Origin of the sequence: Lentzea sp. CC55 (genome assembly GCF_021056325.1) — a bacterium.
In the GTDB taxonomy this organism is placed as follows: Bacteria; Actinomycetota; Actinomycetes; order Mycobacteriales; family Pseudonocardiaceae; genus Lentzea; species Lentzea jiangxiensis.
This window is the reverse complement of sequence record NZ_JAJCXE010000056.1, coordinates 31,021-53,179: the sequence shown is the minus strand read 5'-3', so window position 1 is coordinate 53,179 and position 22,159 is coordinate 31,021. Positions and strand designations below refer to the sequence as shown.

Genomic DNA, 22,159 nt, shown 5'->3' with positions numbered 1-22,159 from the left:
CACACCCAGTCGGCGGCCCCCCGGACGTAACGAGCCAGGGGCGCCGCACACCCCTTGCTCCATCCCGCCGACGAGGCCTCCGGACGCACGAGCCGGGGGCCTCGTCGCACGTCCGGAGGATCCGACATGACCGCTCCGACCACCGTCCCCGTCACGAACGACGCCCTGGAAGCCCTGCGCGCCAAGCTCGACGCGATCGACGTCGTGCTGCTCGACACGCTGCGCCGGCGCATCGAGGTGTGCGTGGACATCGCGGTGCACAAGCGCGAACACGACGTGCCGATGATGCAGCCGCACCGGATAGGCATCGTCCAGCGGCGGGCGGCCGACTACGGCCTCGAGCACGGCGTCGACCTGGACTTCCTGCGCACCCTCTACGACCTGATCATCGCTGAGACCTGCCGCGTGGAGGACGAGGTCATCGGCGCCTGAGCCACCGCGAGAGCTGCGAAAGGGCGGCCCCACCATGCGCACGCTTCTGATCGACAACTACGACTCCTTCACCTACAACCTCTTCCAGCTGCTCGGCGAGGTCAACGGCGTGGCGCCCACCGTGGTCCGCAACGACGTCGACTGGTCTTCGATCGACGTGGGCGAGTTCGACGCGGTCGTCATCTCCCCCGGTCCCGGCAGCCCGGACGTCGACACCGACTTCGGGGTGAGCGCCAAGGCGATCCTGGAGAGCGGACTGCCCGTGCTCGGCGTCTGCCTCGGCCACCAGGGCATCTGCCACCTCTTCGGCGGCACGGTCGGGCTGGCGCCGGCGCCGGTGCACGGGCGGGTGTTCCCGGTGGAGCACACCGGCGTGGACGTCTTCGCCGGGCTGCCCTCGCCGTACAACGTGGTGCGCTACCACTCGCTGGCCGCGACCTCGCTGCCCGACTGCCTGGAGCCGATCGCCTGGACCGACGGCATCGTCATGGGCGTCCGGCACCGCAGCCTGCCGATCTGGGGCGTGCAGTTCCACCCTGAGTCCATCAGCAGCGAGTACGGCCGCGAGCTCCTCGCCAACTTCCGCGACCTCGCCCTGTCCCGCAGCCGCGGTTACCAGGTGCACGTGCGCAAGGTGGCGGCGCTGCCGGACACGGAAGCGTTGTTCCGCAAGCTCTTCGCCGGCGGCAGCCGGCCGTTCTGGCTGGACAGCAGCTCCGTGGTCGACGGCCTGTCGCGGTTCTCGTACATGGGTGACGCCTCCGGGCCGCTCGCCGAGTACCTGAGCTACCGGATCTCGGAGAACACGGTCACCGTCGAGAAGAACGGCACCACCACCGAGGTCGAGTCGCCCTTCTTCGCCTACCTCGACGAGCAGCTCGCCCAGCGCGTCATCCCGACACCGGAGGGCGTGCCGTTCGACTTCAACCTCGGCTACGTCGGCTACCTCGGCTACGAGCTCAAGGCCGAGTCCGGTGCGCACGCGGTGAACCAGGCGGAGGAACCGGACGCGGCGATGGTGTTCGCCGACCGGCTCATCGCGGTCGACCACGTCGCGGGCGAGACGTACCTGCTCGCGCTGAGCCTCGACGGCGTGGACGCCGACGCCCTGGCCTGGCTCTCGGTCATGGGCGACCAGGTCGCCGCCACGACGAGGGCCGGGGAGAACGCCGCGCGGACGACGCAGTGGTCCGACATGAACTCGCCGGCGGCGCGCAAGATCGCCGTGCTGCGGCACGACCACGACGCGTACCTCAAGCGCATCAACGAGTGCTTCCACGAGATCGACCACGGCGAGTCGTACGAGGTCTGCCTCACCAACGAGGTGAGCATGGACGTGCGGATCGACCCGCTGACCACCTACACGCACCTGCGCGGCATCAGTCCGGTGCCGTACGGCGCTTTCCTCGACTTCCCCGGTGTCTCGGTGATGAGCGCCTCACCGGAGCGGTTCCTGTCGATCGGTGTGGACCGCGTCGCCGAGGCCAAGCCGATCAAGGGCACCCGGCCGCGCGGCGCCACACCGGAGGAGGACGAGGCCCTCAAGGCCGACCTGTTCTCCAACGAGAAGGACCAGGCCGAGAACCTCATGATCGTCGACCTGATCCGCAACGACCTCAACGTCGTGTCGGAGATCGGCTCGGTGCACGTGCCGAAGCTGTTCGACGTGGAGACCTACGCGCCGGTCCACCAGCTGGTGTCGACGATCCGCGGCACGCTGCGCGCAGACCAGTCGTCGGTGGCCTGCGTGCGGGCGGCGTTCCCCGGCGGCTCGATGACCGGTGCGCCGAAGCTGCGCACGATGGAGATCATCGACCGGCTGGAGGAGGGCCCGCGCGGCGTCTACTCCGGCGCGATCGGCTGGTTCGGCCTCAGCGGCGCGGTGGACCTCAACATCGTCATCCGCACGCTCGTGGCGACCGCGTCCGGTGTCCGCTTCGGCGTCGGTGGCGCGATCATCGCGCTGTCGGACGCCGAGGAGGAGTTCGCCGAGACCGCGGTGAAGTCCCGCGCCATGGTGACCGCGGTCGTCGACACCGCCCTCGAAACCGCGATCGGGGACGTGGCATGACGCCCCGCTGCGTCGTCGCCGGCGGGGACGGCGCGGTGGGCACGTTGTTCGTCGAACTGCTGACGGCCTCGGGCGCCGAGGTGCACGTCGCGGACAGCGCGTCCGGAGCCGACATCACCGCTCCGGACGCGCTGCTCGCGGCCGAGCTCGCCATGGCCGACGTCGTGGTGCTCGCGGTGCCGGAACCCGTGGCGCTGCGAGCACTCGGACCGGTCGCGGCGGTGCTCTCGCCCGGCTCGCTGGTCGTCGACACGCTGTCGGTCAAGAGCCGCTATGCCTCAGCGGCGACTGTCGTCCGGTCCGATGTGGAGCTTCTCGGGCTCAACCCGATGTTCGCCCCCTCACTGGGTTTCCCCGGCCGTCCGGTGGCCGCCGTGGAGCTCGCCGGCGGCCCGCGCACCGAGGAGCTGCTCGACCTGCTGACCGGCGCGGGTGCCCGTGTCGTCCGTGTGACAGCCGACCGGCACGACCGGCTGGCTGCCGCGACTCAGGCGCTCACGCACGCCGCCGTCCTGTCGTTCGGCGCGGCACTGGCCGAGCTCGACGTCACCGCGGACGAGCTCGCCGCGCTCGCCCCACCCCCGCACGCGACCCTGCTGGCACTGCTGGCGCGGATCGCGGGCGGTACCCCCGACGTCTACTGGGACGTCCAGTCGGCGAACCCGTTCGCCGAAACCGCCCGCGACGCTCTGCGCGCGGGCACGGCCACCCTTGCCGCCGCGGTCGGCGCGGGAGAGGCCGAGTTCACCGATCTTCTGTCGACTCTGCGTTCCGTGCTGGGCGATCGACTGCCCGGGTACGGCGCCCTCTGCGCCCGGATGTTCCAGGGGCAGAACGAAGCCGGCCAGAGCGAAACACCTGTCAGCACCGCGAGAGGGGAATCTTCATGACCACGTTCGCACCCACCGTCCTCAACGTCGAACAGCGCGCCGCCGTCGCCGCGGACCCCACGATCGGCGGCGGCAACCTGCTCGCCTCCGCCATCGCCGCGAGCCCGGCTCCGGACCAGCCGTTCCTCCGCACCCTGAAGCCGCTGCTGAACACCAGGGGCGAGCCCCAGAACGAGTTCAGCCTGCTGCAACTGGACGAGCTCGTGCAGAGCTGGGCGGTCTGGTACCACGACGAGAAGGGCGTCCGCCCACGCGACCGCGTGGTCGTGTGGATCGAGGACACCTTCGCCTACCACGTCCACTTCTACGCACTGGCCCAGATCGGCGCCATCGCGGTGCTGATCAACACCAAGGCGTCCCAGGAGATCGCCGAGTCGCTGACCGGCCAGACGACCCCGGTCGGCATCTTCGCCGGACAGTCCAGGATGGACGTGTTGGCGGACTTCGCGGCGACCTTGCCGTCCGTCCGGTGGACCCAGGTGGCGGAGGAGCAGCCCTTCCCGCCACAGGCCGAGCTGACGACGGAGATGAAGTTCCGCCACCACGACGAGGACCCGGTCACGATCCTGCACTCGTCGGGCACCACCGGCCTGCCCAAGCCGACCATCCACACCCACGGCTCCATCGTCGCGGGCCCGAAGTTCCGGCTGGTCGACTTCAAGGAACAGCCGGGCTCGATGACCATGACCAGCCTCCCGCAGTCGCACCTGGGCTGCATCGCCTACACCGTGTACGCGGTGCTGTCGGGCTCGCAGACCACCGCGGGCTTCGACCGTCCCGGCGAGGAGATGGCCGGGGCGGTGGCCGAGTTCAAGCCGACCACGGTCATGTCTTTCGCCCACGCCTACTCCGAGATCCCCGCGCTGGACCTGGCGCCGGGAGCACTGGACTCGGTCAACGTGTGGGTGTCCATCGGTGACGCGGTGCACGAGGCGCACATCAAGGACATCCTCGGCCGGCGCAGTCCGGACCTGCCGCAGTCGGCGTTCTTCGACCGGCTCGGCACGACGGAGCTCGGCTGGGGTGTGCTGCTCAAGGTCCGCACGCTCGACACCGAGCGCAACGACCGGTGCGCGGGCAAGCCGGTCGGGGTCGCCGAGGTGACGATCCTGCGCCCCGACGGCACCTACGCCGACGACAACGAGGTCGGCCTGCTCGCGGCCAAGGGGCCGGCCATCACGCCGGGCTACTGGGACAACCACGGCCTCAACTACGGCAGCCGCCTGTCGGGCTACTGGCTCACCGGCGACAACGGCTACCGCGACTCCAACGGCGACCACTTCCTGGTGGACCGGACGGTCGACGCGCTGGTCACCCCCGAGCGCACCGGTTACTCGGTGTTCATGGAGGAGATCCTGCTCGCCGACGTGCCCGACGTCGTGGACTGCGCGGTCGTCGCGGGCCGGGCCGGCGGGGACGTCGTCCCGGTCGCGGTGGTCGTGCCGCAGCCGGGCACCGATCCGAACCCGGACAAGATGCTGCGGCTCGCCAACGAGGAACTCGCCCGCGCGGGCCACCTCACGCTCGGCGCGCTCGAGCTGGCGCGCACCGACGAGGACTTCCCCGTCGGCGTCACCGGCAAGGTGCTCAAGCGGAACCTCCGCGAGAAGTTCGCCGACCTGCCCACCTACACCACGTCCGCCGACCCCCGGTCGTTCGCCGCGGTGACGGCCTGACCGGTCGGTCCCACCCCTGCTCGTGCCCCGCGGTGGTCCGTTGCCGCGGGGCACGAGTGTCCACACCGCAATTCCTTCCACACCAGACTTTCTTCCGCGCCCAGGAGGTTCACCGTGTCCAGTCAGTCGATCCTGTCCTTCGCCCCCGGCACCCCGGCTTCCCGCCTCAACGAGTGGCTGCAGTTCTTCGACACCAACGGCACCACCGCCGTCCAGCAGTTCCTGGGTGACGCACCGGTGATCCTCGCCCACGGTCCGGGTGTCGAAACCAGGGCACCCGCGTCGTTCACCGCACCGGTGGCGAAGGTCGCGGTGACCGGCGACTTCCGGCTGGGCCGCAGGGAGCTGCGCCCTCAGGGAACGATCGTGCGCATCGGTGACGCGGCCGTCGGCGACGGTTCGCTCAACGTGTTCGCCGGTCCCTGCGCGGTGGAGAACGAGCAGCAGCTGCTCGCCTGCGCCGACGTCGCGGCCAACTACGGGTCGGTCGGCCTGCGCGGCGGCGCGTTCAAGCCCCGCACGTCGCCGTACTCCTTCCAGGGCCTCAAGTGGGCCGGCCTGGAGCTGCTCGCCGGAGCCCGCCAGCACACCGGCCTGCCGATCCTCACCGAGGTGCTCGACCCCCGCCACGTCGAACGGGTCGCGGAGATCGCCGACGGCCTGCAGATCGGCGCGCGCAACATGCAGAACTTCGAGCTGCTGACCGAGGTCGGCAAGTCCGGCCGGCCGGTGGTGCTCAAACGCGGCTTCGGCTGCACCGTCGACGAGACGCTGGCGGCCGCGGAGTACGTGCTGGCGCAGGGCAACGACCAGGTCATCCTGTGCGAGCGCGGCATCAGGACGTTCGAGCACGCCACCCGGTTCACGCTCGACATCTCGGCGGTGGCGCTGATGAAGCAGCGTTCGCACCTGCCGGTGATGGTCGACCCGAGCCACTCCGTCGGCATCCCGGCACTCGTCGAGCCCGTCTCGATGGCCGCGGCCGCTGCCGGCGCGGACGCCCTGCTGATCGACGTGCACGTCGCTCCGGAGCAGGCGCTGTGCGACGGCAAGCAGGCGCTGCTGCCGTCCGACTTCGGCGCTCTCATGGGCAAGCTCGAGCTCCTCGCGATGGGTCTCGGCCGCAAGATGGCGGGCGTCATGCGCCCCGTGCTGGCCGACGTCGAGCGCTGATCTCCCCTTTCCCGACCTTTTCCGACCGACTCCCCCACCGCGAGGGGCCGAGTGTGGTCGTGCCCACTGGAGGACACCGTGACGCACATCTGCATCATCGGCGCGGGGCCACGCGGGTTGTCGGTGCTGGAGCGCCTGCACTCGACGGCCGCGGCGCAGAACCCACCCCAGTCGATCACCGTCCACGTCGTGGACCCGAACCTGCACAGCGGTAGCGCGGTGTGGCGCGTCGACCAGTCACGAGAGCTGCTGATGAACACGGTCGCAGCCCAGATCACCATGTTCGCCGACGAGACCGTCACCTGCGCGGGGCCGATCGTGCCGGGACCGAGCCTGCACGAGTGGGCGCGGTTCGCCGAACACCTCGGCAAGGAGGACCTGCTGCCGGACTGGGTGCGCGCCGAATGCCGCGACCTCGGTGCGGACTCCTACCCCACCCGCGCGCTGTACGGCCACTACCTGCGGTGGGTGCTGCGGCACCTGCTGCGGACCGCCTCGGCCAACCTGACCATCACCCTGCACACCGCGACCGCCGTCAACCTGACCGACGCCGAGGACGGGACGCAGGTCGTCGATCTCGGCGACGGCACCGTCCTCGACGGACTCGACTCGGTGGTCCTCACCCAGGGCCACCTGCCGACGATGATGTCCGAGATGGAGCTCGAGCTCGCCGAGCACGCGGCCCGCAACGGGCTGAACTACGTCGCTCCCGGCAACCCCGCGAACGCCGACCTGTCGTTCGTCCAGCCCGGCGACGAGATCGCGCTGCGCGGCATGGGCCTCAACTTCTTCGACCACATGGCCCTGCTGACCACAGGACGCGGCGGCCGGTTCGCCCGCTCCGACGACGGATCGCTCACCTACCACCCGTCCGGCGCGGAACCGGTGCTGATCGCGGGCTCCCGCCGCGGCGTCCCGTACACCGCCCGCGGCGAGAACCAGAAGGGAGCCTTCGGCCGCCACGAACCGCTCTTCCTGACCCCGTGGGTGATCCGCACGCTGCGCCGGCGCGCCGAGCGGGGCCGTCCCGCCGACTTCCGCACGGAGATCTGGCCGCTGATCGACCGCGAGGTCCGTTCGGTGTACTACACGGCACTGGTCGCCCAGCGCTCGTGCTCCTGCGAGGCGGAGGTGTTCTCCCGGCGGTACCGAGCGGTGTGCGAGGAGGAGTTCGCGAACACCCCCATCGGAGAACCGTTCGACCAGCCGAGGTCCGACGCGGAGAACATGCTCCTCGACCGCTTCGGCATCGCGGAGGCCGACCGCTGGGACTGGAACGCCATCTCCAAGCCGTACGGCGACCAGGAGTTCGAAGACGCCGGCTCGTACCGCGCGTGGCTCGTGTCGTACCTGAAGGACGATGTGCGGGAAGCGTTGCGCGGCAACGTGCAAAGCCCCGTCAAGTCCGCTTTGGACGCCATGCGCGACCTGCGCAACGAGATCCGCCAGATCGTCGACCACTCCGGGATCAGCGGCGACTCGTACCGCGACGACCTGCAGAAGTGGTACACGCCGTTCAACGCCTTCGTGTCCATCGGCCCGCCAGTGCGGCGGATCGAGGAGATGATCGCGCTGATCGAGGCCGGCGTGCTGCGCGTGATGGGACCGGGCATGGAGGTCCGCCCGGCTCCCGACGGGGCCTCGTTCCTGGTGAGCTCGGCCCGGGTGCCGGGAGAGCCGGTCCAGGTGACCACGCTGATCGAGGCGCGGCTCCCGGAGCCGGACATCCGCACCACCACGGACCCGTTGCTGGGCGGACTGCTCGCCCGCGGCGAGTGCGTGCTGCACCGCATCCCCCTCTCCGGCGGCGGCCACTACGAGACGGGCGGCCTCGCCGTGGGCCCGCGCCCGTACCCCGTGCTCGGCCCCGGACGGGTGCCGCACCCGCGCCGGTTCGCCTTCGGCGTTCCCACCGAGACGGTGCACTGGGTGACGGCGGCGGGCATCCGTCCCGGCGTCAACTCGGTGATCCTCGCCGACGCGGACGCGGTCGCCCAGGCGTGCGTCGCGGCGACCGTGGCCGTGCCGCGGTCGTCGCTCATCGCCGGCTTCTGAGCCGGCCGGTCCCGATCCCGCGGGACGCCGCACCTCCCCTGGCGGCGTCCCGCTCCCTCCCACCCGCTCCCCCACCAGCCTTCTCCGACCCCCTTCCACCCAGGAGTCCGTCATGCCCGACAGCGCTTCCCGTGACAGCGCTTCCCTCGACAGCGGGCTCCTCGCCCCCGTGCGCGCGGGCGTCGTGGCCGCGTCGCTGACCGACGACGCCGCGTGGTTGCGCGCCATGCTCGACGCCGAGGCCGCCCTGGTGCGCGCCCAGGCGACACTCGGCGTGGCACCGCGCCACGCGGCCGACGTCATCACGGAGGTCGCCGGCACCGCGGAGTTCGACCTCGTCGCCCTGGCCAGGGCGGCCCGCGGTGCCGCGAACCCCGTGGTGGCCGTGGTGGGCGCACTCGGCGCGGCCGTGGCGGAGGTCGACCCCGCAGCCGCGCAGTACGTGCACCGCGGCTCGACGAGCCAGGACGTCCTGGACACCGCCGCCATGCTCGTCGTGGCGCGCACCAGCACCGAGATCCTGGAAGACCTCCGGCGGGTCGAGACCGCCGCGCTGCGGCTCGCCGCGGCACACCGCGACACGCTCATGGCCGGCCGCACCCTCGGCGCGCACGCCGTCCCCGTGACGTTCGGCCTCAAGGCCGCGGGCTGGGCGACGGCCGTGCACGACGCCGCGAAGCGGTTGAGCAGACTGACGTTGCCGATCCAGCTCGGCGGCGCGGCGGGCACTCTCGCCGGCTACCTGGAGAGCGCGAAGGCCGAGTCCGGCGGCGAGGTCGCCGAGGACTACGCGCGGCTGCTCGGTGAGGAGTTCGCCAAGCAGACGGGACTGTCGGCACCACTGCTCCCCTGGCACACCAACAGGATTCCCATCGCCGAGACCGGCTTCGCCGCGGCACTCGTCACCGGTGTGCTCGGCAAGATCGCCGTGGACGTGCAGGTGTTGTCGCGCACCGAGATCAGCGAGGTCGCCGAACCCTTCGCGGAAGGCCGCGGAGTCTCGTCCGCCATGCCGCACAAGCGAAACCCGGCACTGGCCACCCTCATCCGCGCGGCCGCCACCCAGACACCGGGCCTCATCGCGACCCTGGCGTCCTGCCTGCCCGCGGAGGACGAGCGCCCCGCCGGCGCCTGGCACGCCGAGTGGCACCCGCTGCGCGAGCTGCTCCGGCTCACCGCGGGCGCCGCCGAAACCGCCGTGGAGCTGGTCGAAGGCCTGACCGTGGACACCGAGCGGATGCGCGACAACCTCGACCTGACGCACGGCCTGATCGTCTCGGAGCGCCTGTCCGCCACCCTGGTGCCGCGCCTCGGCCGCACCGAGGCGGTCACGGCGATCCGCGCCGCGTCCCTCACCGCCCACCACACGAGGACGCCGTTGCACGACGTCCTCGCCGCGGACCCCGCGGTGACCGCGCACCTGACCGCGACGGAGCTCGCCGACCTGACCCGGCCCAGTGGCTACCTGGGCGCGGCGCGCAGCCTGGTCGACGACACCCTGGCCGCTCTGGCCTGGCCCCGCACAGACACCGAATGAGGCGATGACGGTGAACCAGAAAGCGACTACGTTCCGGGGCCTGCACGACGACGGCCTGCTGATCCTGCCCAACGCGTGGGACGCGGCCAGTGCCGCGCTCGTCGAGCGGGCGGGGGCGAAGGCGATCGCGACGACCAGCGCCGGTGTGGCCTGGTCACTCGGCCGCCGCGACGGTCAGGGACTCAGCCGCGCGGAGGCGGTCGGTGCCGTCGCCAGGATCGCGGCGGCGGTCGGCGTGCCGGTCACCGCCGACGTCGAAGGCGGCTACGACGACCTGGCCGCCACCGTCAGCGAGGTGATCGGTGCCGGCGCGGTCGGCGTCAACGTCGAGGACTCGAAGGACGACGGCACCCTGTTCGGCATCTCCGAACAGGGTGAGCGCCTGGCCGGGGTTCGTGCCGCGGCGGCCTCGGCAGGGCTACCGGAACTGCTGGTCAACGCGCGGATCGACGTCTACCTGCTCGGCATCGGGGCGCCGGGGGGACGGCTCGACGAGGTGCTGGCCCGTGCCGCCGCGTACGCGGACGCCGGCGCGGACTGCCTCTACGTCATCGGGCTCAGCGACCTCGACGCGATCAGCCACATCGCCGAGGCGTCCGCACTGCCGCTCAACGTGCTGGCCTTCCCCGGCGCACCGGCCGCGGCCGAGTTCGCGGCGGCGGGCGTGCGCCGGCTCAGCGTCGGCCCGCTCGTCGCCCAGGCCGCGTACGCCGTCGCCGAACGTGCCGCCGCGGAACTCCTGGCCACAGGCACCTGCGAGGAGCTGGAAGGGGGTGTCGACTACGGCACGCTGAACGCCCTTTTCTGAAGGCGGCAGACCCGCCTCCCCCGCTATCGACCCGCTATCGACCCACCCTGCACAGACCGACAGAGCGCCGATCGAGGACCGATGGAGCCGGTGGCTGAACTGGTGTCAGCCAGGGGGAACGCCCCCGAAAACACCGGAGGTAAAGATGTTCGCCAGCCGCAAGTCCGCCGCCTCGACCCTGATCTCGCTCATCATCGCCACGCTCGCCATCCTCGGAATCGCGAGCGGCACGGCCTCTGCGGCTGACACGCACTGGAACACCCCGGCGACCACCACCGAGGGCCCCGGCGACTGCCCGGAGGACACCCACTGGAGCACCGACCTCCTGGTCTGCGTCGAGGACACCCACTGGTGAACCTGCACCACCGCGAACCCCCTGACGAACCCCCGTCCTGAAGCCTCAGGACGGGGGTTTTTCGTGTTCCACGGCCCTTGGCCGAACAGCCGGAACGGCCGGGAAGCGTCTGCTTCCCGGCCGTTCCGGATCGGCGAGGTCAGCCGACCGGCTGCTCCTTCGGCATCATCAGCGCGGAGGCGACCGCGGGCACCGCGCCCACGACGAGCATCACCACCGGCCACGACGACACCGACAGCACGATCGGGATGATCAGCGGGGTGACGAACGCGCCGCCGAACACCATCGTGTTCTCCAGGCCGAGCGCGGTACCCGACCGCTCGGCGCCCGCCATCGTGGCGATCTCGGCGTAGTGCACGCCGTGCCAGCCGCAGGCGAGGAAGCCGGCGGTGACGAAGAGCGCGATCACCAGCCACGTCGGCGCGAACGAGTAGCCCGCCACCCCGACGAATGCGACGGCGATCGCCCAGCTGTACCCGCGCACGAGGGTCCTGCGGTACCGGCCTCCCCGGTTGTCGGTCCACCGGCCGCTCCACACCCGCGAGGCGGCGGCGAGGACCTGGACCACCACGAGCGCCACCACGACGCCTTCGATCGGCAGGCCGATCTCCGAGGTGAGGAACACCGTGCCGAAGGTGAGGACGGTGAACTGCGGGAGGTCGAGCAGGAACGCGGTGATCGCGACGCGCCAGATGTCCCAGCGCCGCAAGGGGCTGATGGTCGTCGTCGCCGCGATGCCGCCGGACGCCTTGGTGCGCGCGATGGGCGGCTCGTCCAGCCACAGCACGACGGCGACGGTCGCCGCGAGCATGAACACCGTCAGGAACGCGAACACCCACCGGAAGCCGGCGCCCAGGGCGAGCGAGGGCAGGATGGCGGCACCGAGCGCGCCGCCCAGCGGCACGGCGGCGACCCTCAGGCTGATGGCGAAGCCCCGCTTGTTGGCCGGGAACCAGCCCATGACCGCGCGGCCGGACGCTCCGTTGACACAGCCGCCGAGCGCACCGGACAGGAACAACACCGCGGCCAGTGCCCACGCCGCGGGAGCCGCGCCACCGCCGGGAACCAGGAACGCGGTGACGTAGGCGAGGGTGGCGGTCGTGCCGCCGAGGCCGACGATCAGCACGGTGCGCTCACCGATGCGGTCCGAGAGGATCCCCCAGAACACGTCGGTGACGAAGATGCCCGCCGTCACGGCCGCGAGCACGAGCCCCAGCTGGGACAGGGAGTAGCCGTAGGCGGCGGCGAGGATGGAACCCGAGGTCGGGATGCCCTGGAACGCGGCGCTGAACGCCGCCTGGGCGAAGATCCCGATGCCGAGGATGCCCCAGCGGTAGCGGGGCGAGTGCCTCTTTCCGGTGCGCCCGATGACGATGTCGTCGGTCCGCGGGGGCTGGGTGGTCTGTGGTCGGTCCTGCGTCTGCTGGGACATCGGAGGTTCTCCTGGGTCGTTGCACGGGGTCGCCGGTCGTGAGGACACGGGCGTGGTGCGGTGGGGCCGGAGCCCGGCCCCACCGCGAAGGGGACCTACTCGGCCGCGGCGCTCGCGGCGACGGTGGCGCTCACCTCGTCGTCGGTGAGCCGGCGGGTGCCCTTCTCCCGCACCACGAGCGCGTAGCACCCGGTCGGAGACGACACCTGGTGCACGCTCTCCGGCTTCTCGATGAACATCGTCCCCGCCGGGTAGCGGTCGCCGTTGTCGTTGTGCAGCTCGCCTTCGAGGATGAGCAGCAGCTCGAACCCGAGGTGCTCGTGCAGGTCGCCGTGCGAACCGGGCTTGAAGTGGGCGATGTAGGCCTCGGCACCGGTCGGACCGGTCTCCGCCGCGGTGTAGAGCCATTCCACGTCCACCTCGTTGCGCCCGGGCTGGACGTACTCCTCCCACTTGATCTGGCCGTTGTGCAGGCCGCCGGCGAAGAGGGACGAGTAGATCTTGATGTCACGCATGGCAGTTCTCTCCTGGGTGTCGTGGTGCGGGGGTGGTAAGACTGGTGTCTCTCAGCCGATTCCGGGAGCCGCGGGCAGCGCGGTCTCCAGCAGTTCGTCGGCCAGGTACTCGGTCGTGCCGGGGAACTCGGTCCCCGCGGCCCGCTCGACGTCGCGGGCCCGCAGCTTGTTCCGGCGGATCTTGCCGGAGGTGGTCTTCGGCAGCGTCGTGAACTCCAGGCGGCGAACCCACTGGTGGGGAGCCAGGTTCGCGCTGGCGTGGCTGAGGATCCGCCGCGCGGTGCCGGCGTCGGGCAGTTCGCCCGCCGCGAGTGCGACGTAGGCCTTCGGCACCACCAGACCCACCGGGTCGGGAGCGGGCACCACCGCGGCCTCCGCCACGGCGTCGTGCTCGAGGAGCACGCTCTCCAGCTCGAACGGGGAGATCCGGTGGTCGTAGGACTTGAACATGTCGTCCGTGCGTCCCAGGTAGTGCAGGTAGCCGTCTTCGTCGCGGTGGGCGATGTCACCGGTGTGGTAGTAACCGCCGGCGAACGTCTTGGCGTTCTTCTCGTCGTCGTCGACGTAGCCGGGCATCACGCCCAGCGGCCGCGGCGTGAGGCTGACGCAGACCTCGCCGTCGTCGCCCGCCGCGCCCGTGGCCGGGTCGACGAGCACGATGTCGTAGCCGGGCAACGGTTTTCCCATCGATCCCAGCCGGACGGGCAGTGTGGGACTGTTGCCGATCTGCGCCGTCGTCTCGGTCTGCCCGTACCCGTCCCTCACGGTCACGCCCCAGGCAGCGCGGACCCGTTCGACCACCTCGGGGTTGAGCGGCTCACCGACGCTTCCCGCCTCCCGCAACGACACCTGCCAGTGCCGCAGGTCCTCCTGGATGAGCATCCGCCACACGGTCGGCGGTGCGCAGAACGTCGTCACGCCGTGCCGGACCATGCGGTCCAGCAGGTCCTTGCCGTTGGGGGTGGTCACGCTCAGCACCGAGGCCTCGGCGTTGAGGGGCACGAAGAACGAGCTCCACGCGTGCTTCGCCCAGCCCGGCGCGGAGACGTTCAGGTGGACGTCTCCCGGGCGGACACCGTTCCAGTACATGCCGGACAGGTGCCCCACCGGATAGCTCACGTGGGTGTGCCGCACCAGCTTCGGGCGCGAGGTCGTGCCCGAGGTGAAGTACAGGAACAACGTCTCGTCGGCCCGTGTGGGCGCGTCGGGGGTGAAGCCGGCGGGAGCCGACCGCAGGTCGTCGAGGGCGAGCCAGCCGGGCACCCGGCCCGCGCAGATCCTCGTCACGTGGCCGGGCAACCACTCGAAGCCCTCGGTCAGCTCGGGCGTCGTGAGCACGTGCCGCACGTCGGCCCGTTCGACGCGGTCGACCAGGTCGGCGCCGGACACGGTGGTGAAGGTCGGGACGACGACCGCGCCCAGCTTCATCGCGGCCAGCTGCGCCTCCCAGACGGCGAGCTGGTTGTCGAGCATCATGAGCAGTCGGTCGCCACGCCGCACACCGGCGGCGCGCAGGCCGTTGGCGAGACGGTCGGACCGTTCCGAGAGCTCCGCGTAGGAGACCTTCTCCTCGGTCCGGCCGCCCACGACGTGCAGCGCCGTGCGGTCGTTCCCGCTCGCCACGGCGTCGAACCAGTCGAGCGCCCAGTTGAACTCGTCGAACTCCGGCCACCTGAACTCGGCGTGGGCCCGGTCGTGGTCGTCGCGGAGCTCCAGCAGCAGATCCCGCGCGGCGCGGAACTTCTCAGTGGCTGTTCTCGGTGACATGACAGGTCTTTCCCCTCAGATCGCGGCGGCCGGGTGCGTGGCGGTGGACGCCTTCGGCGTCCGGACGGCGGGGCGGTGGCGCAGCACGTCCTCGGCGATGCCGTCCGCGTCGGTGTGGAAACCGGTCATCGGTCCGGGCCTGCCGGTGCCGATCTGCGTGAACCACCGCGTGTTCTCGGTGGGCACGCCCAGCGCGTACAGGTCGGGGTCGGGGTTGCCGAGCACGTCGATGACGTGGAACGGGCTCCTGGTGACCGCGACGCTGCCGGCGCGGAACCGCACACCGCTCGACAGGTCGGCGTTGACCATCTCCGTGATCAGCCCGTCGGACACCAGACCCGCGATGAGCGCGTCGGTGTTGGACGACAGCGTCGACCGCGGGATGCGCGCGTCGATCAGCGTGGAGACCTCGCGCCGCGATCCGGTGACGCAGGAGGACTCCAGCACGAAGGCGCCGCTCGAGTGGTCCGCCCTGACGGACGTCCCCGGGCCCACCACCGTCAGCAGCCCGGCGCGGATCACGGCGGCCGCCTGGTCCACCCGGATCCAGGGCGGGCCGGCGGACACCATGGTGTTGATGGGGTTGAACCACGTCACGAACTCGCGGTGCGACTCGGGCCGCAGCCCGGCGAAGTCGACGGCCTGCCGCACCATCCCGCGGGTGTCGCGCAGGATGTCCAGCGACGCCTTGAGCGGGTTGTCGACGTTGCCCTCGCGGGCCTCGGCGACGTCCTGCCGCAGCAGCTCCAGCAGCTCGTCGTGGAAGGCGTCCGGGCTGTCGAACTCCCTGTCGACGAACGGCCGCGCGATCTGCTCGAGGTCCAGCGGCGGCACGTCCCCGAGGTCCCACGCCGCCAGCAGCTCCTCGCGGTCGTCGGACGCCAGGTGACCGGCCGCGAACCACTGCGCCGCCTCGTCCCCGTGCCTGCGCCGGACGTGCGCGGTGTAGTAGACGTGCTCGACCTCCAGGCGCAGCAACGACAACACGTCCCGCACGAAGTCGAGCTGCGCGGAGCCGGTGATCCGCTGGGCACCGCGCCGGGCCCGCACGATCGCCGCCCCGGTCACGAACTTGGCCTGGTAGCGGTAGGTCGGGGCCTTCTGGTTGCGGCCGCGCGCCAGCATCACCAGCCCGCTGCGAGAACCCGCGACCAGGTGGGGCTCGCGTCCGCTGGGCAGGTACTCGGTCTGCCCGTCGCGCTCGACGAACCTGCCGCCCCGCCCGATCGTCAGCTCCGCGAGGACGTCGAAGAACGTCAGCCCGAGGCCGATCACGCCGACCTGCTCCCCCGGAGCGATCACGCCCAGCGGCATGTCGGCCGCGGAGTCGCCGCGCAGGTACGTCAGGCCGGACCGGTGCCGGGCGAACGTGAGGAGCTCCTTCTCCCCGTCCTCCGGCCTGACCCGCGGGTGCCCGGTGGTCAGCACCACCTTGTCGGCGCTCACCACCGTGCCACCGGACCCGGTCACCGTCGTCAGCCCGAACTCACGGGTGAGCGACACGGCCTTCTCCGCCACGTGCCGGACCGTCACGCCGTCCGGCGCGTTGGCGACGATCGCCTCGAACGCCATCCGGAGGTACTCGCCGTACACGGCCCGCGGACCGTAGTCGTCGGGTCCGACACCGGACCAGCGCGGATGGGTCGAGAGCCAGTCCGAGAACGAAGGCCCGGACCCCGCCCTGGCAGGGCCACCGTCGGGCCCGGCGGAGAACACGCTCACCTCACCGGCGGCGGTGTTCATCAGGAAGCACACCGACTGCGAGGTCCTCCAGATCCGCCCCGCACCCGCCTCGTCGGGGTCGAACAGGTGCACGCGCACCTCTCCGTCCCTGGGCGTGTCCGCCAAACGCGCGACCAGCCGCTCCAGCACGGAGAGTCCTCGCGGACCCGCGCCGACGATCACCACGTCCAGGTCGGCTCGCGGAATGAAGTCAGTCATGGCTTTCCTTTCCAGGGGCCGACGTGTCCGCTCGAGGTTCGCGGCAGTCGGCCCTATCGACACGGCTCCGGCCCTGACCACGCAGGAGCAGGTGACGAGGCGTCCCCGTTCCTCTTCCCCCGTGTCTGTCGGGCTTTCTGTTGCCACGATGGGCATTCCGGCTGTCGACCCGCTATCGATCAGGTATGGGTCCCCGGTTCACGGCCTTTCGGAGCACAGGACTTCATCCTGTTGACGACCTGCTCGCCGCGGATGGCGGGCGAACAGGCCTGCGGCTTCGGCTTCGGGGGGTGCGGTGGCCGATGGTGATGGCGGCAGCCCGACCGGCTGGTCGAAGTCGAGCAGCCGGCGGCTCGGCGCCGAACACGTCTCCGGTTGGGTGATGTGAGCTTCCACGATGTCGCCGTTGTCGTTGTGCGCCAACAGCAGACGGCTGTGCGCGACGGCGACCTGGCGATTCCGTGGACGTTGCACCCCGGCCTCGGGCATGAACAGCACCGCCCGGCGGGGAGGAGGTCTACCTCGGCGTGCCGGTGGTGATGTGCGAGGACGCGTCAGGCAAGGCCCTCGGGGCGTCCACCCGAGTCAGCACCGAAACCGACGGGAAGAGAACCGTGGAACCCGGCAGCCCCGGGTCGTGCGGCAACCGCACCGACCACCCGCGAAGGTACAGCCACACCCGGTCCGGTCAGTGGAGTCGAACGCACCTGGGATTGACGGAAGCTGTTTCCGGGTACCGAAGACCCGTGGAAGCCGACGCATCCAAGGACTTCGACAGCCGGTCGCCCTTCACCTGGAGAGCTGCGACAACGACGGCGATGGCCCTCATAGCGGTGATAACAGGCATCAGCATCGTCATCTCCAGCGGTGAGGGGATCGGGTGGTTGTTCCTGGCGCTCGGACTGGTCGGTGCTTTGATCGCCGCCTTGATCTTCCGTCTCGCCCGGAAGCACCGCCATGTGCAGAACGGGGCCAACAGGCTCTGAACGTGACTCGACCGGCGATCTTGATCCGCTCAGGTGGCCGGGGTCTGCGTGCTGCCGTTTCCGGTCGATCTGTCCGACCGGCCGGCTGCCGTCCTCGTTCCGGGTGATCGCCTCTCCCCACGCCCCACCGCCCGCTGCGCAGGCCGGGGAAAGACCACCCGCTGAACGGGATTCCTCGCCCACCTCACCGAAACCTGCTCACCCGAAAGCACCAACGTGATCACGGTCGAGCCTGCTGCCCGCCGGGTACCACGTCGACGGTGGGGACATCTCTCTGATCCATCTGTCCCCGGACCGAGGTGAGCGCTCAGCACTTCGGAAGCAGACGACGCGGCCGGATCCGGTCGCTCCGAACGCACGCTCATGCCGGTGAGCGGATGGTCGAACGAAAGCGAGCCATCGCGCTGTCGTGGACGCGGTACCCATCAGGTGCGTGCCCGCCGGAGCCAGTAGGCCCCGAGGTACCGGGAACGGGTTCGAGCCGCGGCTGCTCCGCTCGCCGTGGCCGTACCGTGTGGGTGCAGTCGTCTTCGGCGACCAGGTTGCCGGAGCTCAAGAGCGGCGTGGTGCTGAACGCATCGACCTACATGCAACGGCGTCACGGTGACGCCGCGAGAGGTGGCGAGGTCTTCGAGCCGCTTGAGTTGGTCGGCGCGACCCGGCAGGGCCACCCGTGTCGTTCGCACGGCAGGACCACTCCCCTCTCGGCCATCAGGCCGCCTGTGGCCACCATGACGGTGACCTCACCGGGGCTGTGCCCGAGCAGCACATCCGGGCGAACGTCGAAAGCTGTCCGGAAGAATTCGCACTGCGCAGTGATCGATTCATGGTTGTGACCACTCACACCGGGGGTCGGGCAGGTTCCTGCGGAAAACCACAGTGCGAGCTGACAGTGACTCATGTTGCGGGTAGCTGATGGATGAGGGGAAGCCCTGATCGCGGAGCTGCCACAGGACGAGGATCCACTTGCCGCTGCGGACCCGGCGTTCAGGACCGACTACCCCACGGCCACCGCGCACCGCGGCGACCGGAGTGCTGTCCGCGTTGCAATCTTCGGCGACTGCAACGACCCAGTGAATGCTTCGATTCTTGCGGGCCGAAGCTCTTGCCGACATGGCCGACAACCGGTTCTTCCTCACCTCGAGGTCGCTGGAGCCGGCCAGTCTCCGTCCCGCCGGCCCTGCCGGACCAGGTGTTGCGGCAACGTGGAGCGCGTGCGCGACAGGCGATCCAGCGACGTCGCCGCCAGGTTCCGGACTCCTATGCCGCTGCACTGCCGAGTGGCACGACTCACGGCTCGCACACCTGCGATCATCACGTTCCGGGAGCGCCTGATTTCTGGGCTTGCGGAGGTACGGGGTGCCTTCGACCGCGGTGAGTGGTCCTGTCGCATCACCGGCGTGGCTGCAGGATGGATCTCGCCGGAAGCCATCTCGGTGATCGGAGCGCCGGACGCCTGATGCCTGACGCCGTGACCCCGCACGTCAGCCGCGCCGCCGAGATCGCCTCGCGCGAGCCCTGCTCCGGTACACCGTTGGCCGCACACTCCCGGCTCGTTGGCGCAACGCCGCCCAAGCCGGCCAGGCATCGCAGATGCACCGAGAACTCCGCTTCAACGGCAGAATGTTCCGGGATGAGGCGCGGACAACTTCCTGCGGGGATCGTTCGGCTTCGCCGCCCCGCAGGTCCGCAGAACTGGGCGGTACCACCGGCGGGGACGGTGATCCCAGGTGAGCGCGGCTTTCTCGGACTCTGCCCGTGAACTGACTTCACCGTCCACATCAGACCAATGGCACCACTCCCCCTCCCTGATGAGCAAATGTGCTCGAACGCAGAGCACGCCCAGATCATCGGCCTCAGCGGACCGGCGCCTTCCCGGCCAGGTGCTGAATGCGAGCCGGTCAAGACGAACCCCGAACTCGTCCGGAGGAATCACGAACGCCGGCTGACGTCGCGGATGCGGAAATGTGGTCGCGCTCCCACAAAGAGCGCAGAAGCCGCACAAGATCTGATTGAACCAGGAAAACCCGTGGTGTTACCGCAATCCTGGCTGTGGCAACGCACACACGAGCGTTCGCGGACGTTACGGAAATCCGCAGTAAAGCCCGACCACATCGGCCATATCGTCGATACGACCGATGGACTGGGAGGGTGCCTTGATCGACGAACCACCTTGCGTCGAAGAACCGCCCGCCGCCGTGAAGGCGGTGCCGAAGCCCGAAGATCTCAGGGCCTCACGGCGCACCGCGGCGACAAAGGTGTTGTCGGTCGTGCAGTCCTCCGATGGCTGCCGAGGTCGGCGGTCCACCGGACGGCCGGGTTCCTGCGAACCGCAGAGCCTCGTCGAGATGGCCTGCCCCCGCCTGCGGGGCGAGGTTGCCGCCGGTGCTCGCCGACCTGCACGAGGCGGCTCAAGAAACTGCGCAACTGCCGGTGCGCTGAGGCACTGTGGCACGCGTGCACGGCAGGCGGTCCGTGGTTCCGCGGTCCCCTTCCGCCGCTCTGCACTGCCGCGGGGCCGCACGCAGGTGCGGAATCGCCTCCTGCCGCGGTGAGTGGTCTCGCGGCGGCACCGGTCTGGGCACCGGGGCAGGTCGTGACGGCCTCGCGTGAGCCGTGCTCCGCGGCGCCACCGGCCGCGAACTCCGAACTCGTCGGCTGAGCGGTGCACCCGCTCGGCCGAGTACGCCGATTCATCAGGAAGTTCCCTCTCGAAGGTGAGGTCGTTGCAGGGTGAGGCACGAACGATCGGCACGGTCATGCGGGGTCCACCGGTCCGCGGGGGTGATCGCGGAGCCGCTGCCGAAGCTCGAGACCGCCGCCGGACGGCCGTTGCGCAGGGCACTGGCCTTGATGGAGGTGCTGGCCAGGGCTGACGGGCCGATGTCGCTGTCCGACCTGGCCCGCCGCACCGGGGAACCCAAGTCGTCGGTGCACCGCATCCTCGGGGTGCTGACCGACCTGAACCTCGCGGCCCAGGCCGACGGCGGTTTCGTGGTCGGGGGCTACCTCTCCGACATGACCCGGCACAGCGACCACGGCAGAGCCGAGCAGCTCCGGCGGGCTCTCACTCCGTTGCTGATGGACCTCCAGGACCGCACCCGCGGAGTCGTCCTCATGGGGGTCCTCGACGGAACGCACGTCCGCTACGTCGAGCAGCTCTACCGCGGTGAGCTCAGCGACTACGTGCAGAGCCAGCCGCTCCTGCAACCCGCGTCCGCGACCGCGACCGGGCACGCGCTCCTCGCGTTCCGGACGGACCTGCTGGACCGCGTCGACGAGTTCGCCGCCTGCACGGGGACGTCACCCACGCGGCTGCTGGTCGATCTCCAATCCGTGCGCAAACGCGGAATCGCGGTCGTCACCAAGAACTCCGCCCACGGCGGTGCTGCCGTGGCCATGCCCGTCCGCATCGGCGACGACCGCCCCTTCATCAGCCTGGGGGTCGCCTACCCCGGCCGGATCGACCTCCCGCGCACGACCCTTGCCCTGCGGCGGGCGGTGGCGACGGCCGGAGCCATCGCCACCGCCCAGTCCTGCGGACCGGTCGAGCAACGACCGGCGGGATGAGCGCTCACGCCGCACCGGGCGCCGCCGCACCGTCGAGTTCCCGTGCCGACCGCACCAGGTTCGTCAGCACCGCCTTCCCGCCGCATTCCAGGTAAACGCGGTGGCCCTGCGCGTTCAGCGACTTCAGCGCGTCGCGGAAACCGACCGGGCGCACCAGGTGGCTCGCGAGCACCTCGCGGACGTCCGCCGGCCGCCGCACCTCGCGTCCGAGCACCGGTGAGTGGACGGGAACCTCCGGCGCACGGCAGTCGATCGTGTCCACGACGGCGGAGAACCGCGCCGCCGCGTCGGCGAGCAACGCGTTGTGGAACGGGTAGGGCACCTGCAGCCAGGTCACCTCCACCCCCGCGTCGGCGGCACACCCGGCGAGCCGCCGCAGGGGTTCCGCGAGACCGGACACGACGACCTGGTCCTCCCCGTTGTCGACGGCGAGCACGGTGTGGTCGTCGTCCAGCCCCGCGAGCAGCCGGTCGGCGGTTCGGCGATCAGCGCGCAACGCCACCATGCCGCCCTGCCGCAGCCCGCTGGAGCGCAGTGCCTCGTCGCGCTCGACGATCAGCCGGACACCGGTCTCTGGCGACAGGCATCCGGCGGCCACGAGAGCCGCGAACTCCCCCAGGCTGTGGCCCACCAGGACCGCCGGGGAGAGTCCCCAGCTCCGGGTGTAGATCTCGTGCAGGCAGAGCTCGGTGGCGAAGATCGCCAGGTGCAGCCTGCCGGGATCGTCGTCGACGAGACTGCGCAGGGTCGGGGCCGCGCGGTCGGTGAGCAGCTCGGCGACGTCGGGGCCGCCTGCCGCGCGGGACGCCGCGGTGATCCGCTCCAGGACGGACGGCAGGCCCGCGAAGTCGTCGGTGAACTCCTGCAAGCCTCCCGGCAGGTAGCCACCGTGGCCCGGGAACAACAAGACCGGGTTGGCGGGTGCTCGGTTCATGAGGTCGTCCTCTGGTC

General features: G+C 70.6%; 17 protein-coding genes. 11 read left to right on the top strand and 6 right to left on the bottom strand.

The features are described 5' to 3' along the window. Nucleotides 1-126 precede the first annotated feature (126 nt). The 9 genes from L6E10_RS35235 to L6E10_RS35195 all read left to right on the top strand — a co-directional run bounded on the left by L6E10_RS35235 (nucleotide 127) and on the right by L6E10_RS35195 (nucleotide 10,997). The gene (locus L6E10_RS35235) at nucleotides 127-432 is read left to right on the top strand and encodes a chorismate mutase family protein (protein WP_090104770.1); all 306 of its coding nucleotides are present in this window, start codon (nucleotides 127-129) and stop codon (nucleotides 430-432) included. A gap of 34 nt (nucleotides 433-466) precedes the next feature. Further along, the gene (gene pabB, locus L6E10_RS35230; protein WP_236224491.1) at nucleotides 467-2,503 is read left to right on the top strand and encodes an aminodeoxychorismate synthase component I; all 2,037 of its coding nucleotides are present in this window, start codon (nucleotides 467-469) and stop codon (nucleotides 2,501-2,503) included. Continuing rightward, the gene (locus tag L6E10_RS35225) at nucleotides 2,500-3,393 is read left to right on the top strand and encodes a prephenate dehydrogenase/arogenate dehydrogenase family protein (RefSeq protein ID WP_236224490.1); all 894 of its coding nucleotides are present in this window, start codon (nucleotides 2,500-2,502) and stop codon (nucleotides 3,391-3,393) included. Before pabB ends, L6E10_RS35225 begins: the two co-directional genes overlap by 4 nt. Continuing rightward, entirely contained in the window at nucleotides 3,390-5,069 is a 1,680-nt protein-coding gene (locus L6E10_RS35220; protein WP_236224489.1) for a class I adenylate-forming enzyme family protein, read from the top strand. Before L6E10_RS35225 ends, L6E10_RS35220 begins: the two co-directional genes overlap by 4 nt. Nucleotides 5,070-5,183: 114 nt before the next feature. Further along, nucleotides 5,184-6,242, top strand: a complete 1,059-nt coding sequence (gene aroF / locus L6E10_RS35215) for a 3-deoxy-7-phosphoheptulonate synthase (protein WP_236224488.1) — start codon at nucleotides 5,184-5,186, stop codon at nucleotides 6,240-6,242. A 78-nt stretch (nucleotides 6,243-6,320) separates the two neighbouring features. Next, complete coding sequence (locus L6E10_RS35210; RefSeq protein WP_236224487.1) at nucleotides 6,321-8,297, top strand: FAD/NAD(P)-binding protein; 1,977 nt, start codon at nucleotides 6,321-6,323, stop codon at nucleotides 8,295-8,297. 112 nt (nucleotides 8,298-8,409) lie between these two features. Continuing rightward, nucleotides 8,410-9,834: an adenylosuccinate lyase family protein gene (locus L6E10_RS35205; RefSeq protein ID WP_236224486.1), complete on the top strand. Its 1,425-nt coding sequence runs from the start codon at nucleotides 8,410-8,412 to the stop codon at nucleotides 9,832-9,834. 4 nt (nucleotides 9,835-9,838) lie between these two features. Continuing rightward, on the top strand, nucleotides 9,839-10,642 hold the full coding sequence (locus tag L6E10_RS35200; RefSeq protein WP_236224485.1) for an isocitrate lyase/phosphoenolpyruvate mutase family protein: 804 nt from the start codon (nucleotides 9,839-9,841) through the stop codon (nucleotides 10,640-10,642). 145 nt (nucleotides 10,643-10,787) lie between these two features. Beyond that, the gene (locus L6E10_RS35195) at nucleotides 10,788-10,997 is read left to right on the top strand and encodes a hypothetical protein (RefSeq protein WP_090104761.1); all 210 of its coding nucleotides are present in this window, start codon (nucleotides 10,788-10,790) and stop codon (nucleotides 10,995-10,997) included. Between the two features lie 139 nt (nucleotides 10,998-11,136). On the opposite strand, the gene L6E10_RS35190 is transcribed toward L6E10_RS35195, so the two are convergent. The 5 genes from L6E10_RS35190 to L6E10_RS35170 all read right to left on the bottom strand — a co-directional run bounded on the left by L6E10_RS35190 (nucleotide 11,137) and on the right by L6E10_RS35170 (nucleotide 17,141). After that, nucleotides 11,137-12,429 (bottom strand): MFS transporter, encoded by a 1,293-nt coding sequence (locus tag L6E10_RS35190; RefSeq protein ID WP_236224484.1) that lies wholly within the window; start codon nucleotides 12,427-12,429, stop codon nucleotides 11,137-11,139. Between the two features lie 95 nt (nucleotides 12,430-12,524). Next, nucleotides 12,525-12,944: a cupin domain-containing protein gene (locus tag L6E10_RS35185; RefSeq protein ID WP_236224483.1), complete on the bottom strand. Its 420-nt coding sequence runs from the start codon at nucleotides 12,942-12,944 to the stop codon at nucleotides 12,525-12,527. 51 nt (nucleotides 12,945-12,995) lie between these two features. Next, nucleotides 12,996-14,711 carry an AMP-binding protein gene (locus L6E10_RS35180; protein WP_236224482.1) on the bottom strand — a complete coding sequence of 572 codons (1,716 nt, stop codon included), beginning with the start codon at nucleotides 14,709-14,711 and terminating at the stop codon, nucleotides 12,996-12,998. 15 nt (nucleotides 14,712-14,726) lie between these two features. Further along, nucleotides 14,727-16,652 carry an FAD/NAD(P)-binding protein gene (locus L6E10_RS35175; protein ID WP_236224481.1) on the bottom strand — a complete coding sequence of 642 codons (1,926 nt, stop codon included), beginning with the start codon at nucleotides 16,650-16,652 and terminating at the stop codon, nucleotides 14,727-14,729. 198 nt (nucleotides 16,653-16,850) lie between these two features. Then, entirely contained in the window at nucleotides 16,851-17,141 is a 291-nt protein-coding gene (locus tag L6E10_RS35170) for an SAM-dependent methyltransferase (protein WP_236224480.1), read from the bottom strand. A 257-nt stretch (nucleotides 17,142-17,398) separates the two neighbouring features. Between L6E10_RS35170 and L6E10_RS35165 the strand changes: the two genes are divergently transcribed. Together L6E10_RS35165 and L6E10_RS35160 are read left to right on the top strand one after the other, a co-directional pair. After that, the gene (locus L6E10_RS35165; RefSeq protein ID WP_236224479.1) at nucleotides 17,399-17,638 is read left to right on the top strand and encodes a hypothetical protein; all 240 of its coding nucleotides are present in this window, start codon (nucleotides 17,399-17,401) and stop codon (nucleotides 17,636-17,638) included. 2,784 nt (nucleotides 17,639-20,422) lie between these two features. Beyond that, nucleotides 20,423-21,208 (top strand): IclR family transcriptional regulator, encoded by a 786-nt coding sequence (locus L6E10_RS35160; protein WP_236224478.1) that lies wholly within the window; start codon nucleotides 20,423-20,425, stop codon nucleotides 21,206-21,208. A gap of 4 nt (nucleotides 21,209-21,212) precedes the next feature. Here the strand turns inward: L6E10_RS35160 and L6E10_RS35155 are convergent, their stop codons facing one another. Then, on the bottom strand, nucleotides 21,213-22,142 hold the full coding sequence (locus L6E10_RS35155; protein ID WP_236224477.1) for an ACP S-malonyltransferase: 930 nt from the start codon (nucleotides 22,140-22,142) through the stop codon (nucleotides 21,213-21,215). Nucleotides 22,143-22,159: the final 17 nt, after the last annotated feature.